2 protein-coding genes are annotated in these 1,281 nt (G+C 61.9%); both read left to right on the top strand.

The window, feature by feature from the left end:
* Positions 1–711: IS701 family transposase (locus tag M0D69_RS43605; protein WP_301787977.1), on the top strand; the 711-nt coding region annotated here is incomplete at its 5' end.
* A gap of 117 nt (positions 712–828) precedes the next feature.
* On the top strand, positions 829–1,281 hold a 453-nt coding region (locus tag M0D69_RS43600; RefSeq protein WP_301787976.1), incomplete at its 3' end, for a transposase.

Raw genomic sequence — 1,281 nt, 5'->3', positions numbered from 1 at the left:
GCGTGCTCTCGCGCTCGTCCAGGCGATCCACCCGTAGACAGAAAACCGAACCCCGGCAAACCAGAGGCGCTGCTGATCGACGACAGCGGGTTCCCGAAGAAGGGAAAGCATTCGGTGGGCGTGGCCCGGCAATACTGCGGGCAATTGGGGAAGCAGGACAACTGCCAGGTTGCGCTCGGCATCTCGTTGGCCAACGAGCAATTCAGTCTGCCGGTATGCTACCAACTGTATTTGCCGCAGAGCTGGGCGGACGACCCGGTGCGACGCGATCAGTGCAAAGTGCCCGAGGCGATCGAGTTCGCCACCAAGCCGGCGATCGCCCTGCAACTGCTGGAAAGCATGAGCGAGCGTGAAGCGATGCCCGAGTTGGTGGTGGCCGATGCAGGCTATGGGGTGAACACGCTGTTTCGCGAGCAACTCACGGCGATGGGTTTTACCTACATGGTCGGGGTGACCGGCACAGTCAGCCTGCAGTCAGAAGGCCAGGCGCCGCTGCAGGCGAAAGAGCTGGCCATGCAATTGCCATCTCGACGCTTTCGCACCCTCACCTGGCGTGAAGGGACCAACCGCGCTTTGTCGTCGCGCTTTGCGGCAACACGGGTGCGTTGCGTCTCGCGCGAAGCGCAGGCAAGAGAGGTCTCCGATGAGCAATGGTTGCTCATCGAGTGGCCCAAGGCCGAAGTCGAGTCGAGCCGAGCCGAGCTGAGCTGAGCTGAGCTGAGCTGAGCTGAGCTGAGCTGAGCTGAGCCGAGCCGAGCCGAGCCGAGCCGAGCCGAGCCGAGCCGAGCCGAGCCGAGCCGAGCCGCGAGCAAGTATTTCCTGAGTACGTTGCCCGCTGACACGCCGATCAAGGAACTCGTGCGACTCGCCAAGCTGCGCTGGCGCATCGAGCGCGACTACCAGGAGCTCAAGCAGGAACTCGGCCTGGGGCATTTCGAGGGACGCAGTTGGCGCGGTTTCCATCACCACGCGACGCTGTGCATAGCGGCTTACGGCTTTCTCGTTGCTGAGCGCCTGACGGCGCAAAAAAAACTCCAGCCCATCGGCTACCCCGCGAAATGCCTGCCTTACCCAAAGGCTTCCGGCCCCGGGGCGCCCCTGCGTAAGCAACGTCACGTAGCAGATTCCATCGCCACGCTGCGATTGGAACTCGCCGCAGCCTTGCTGGCTCGCTTCGAAAGGTGTCCATGCTGCGGTCGACGAAACGAACATTTGTTAACACAGTCGTACTTCTATGGGGCATTGAAAGTCAAGCCCTTGGTGATCTGTTTTCCGTATGTC

It is taken from the genome of Caballeronia sp. SEWSISQ10-4 2, assembly GCF_030464885.1.
In the GTDB taxonomy this organism is placed as follows: Bacteria; Pseudomonadota; Gammaproteobacteria; order Burkholderiales; family Burkholderiaceae; genus Caballeronia.
The sequence above is the reverse complement of the archived record's forward strand: the minus strand, read 5'-3'. Positions and strand labels throughout refer to the sequence as shown.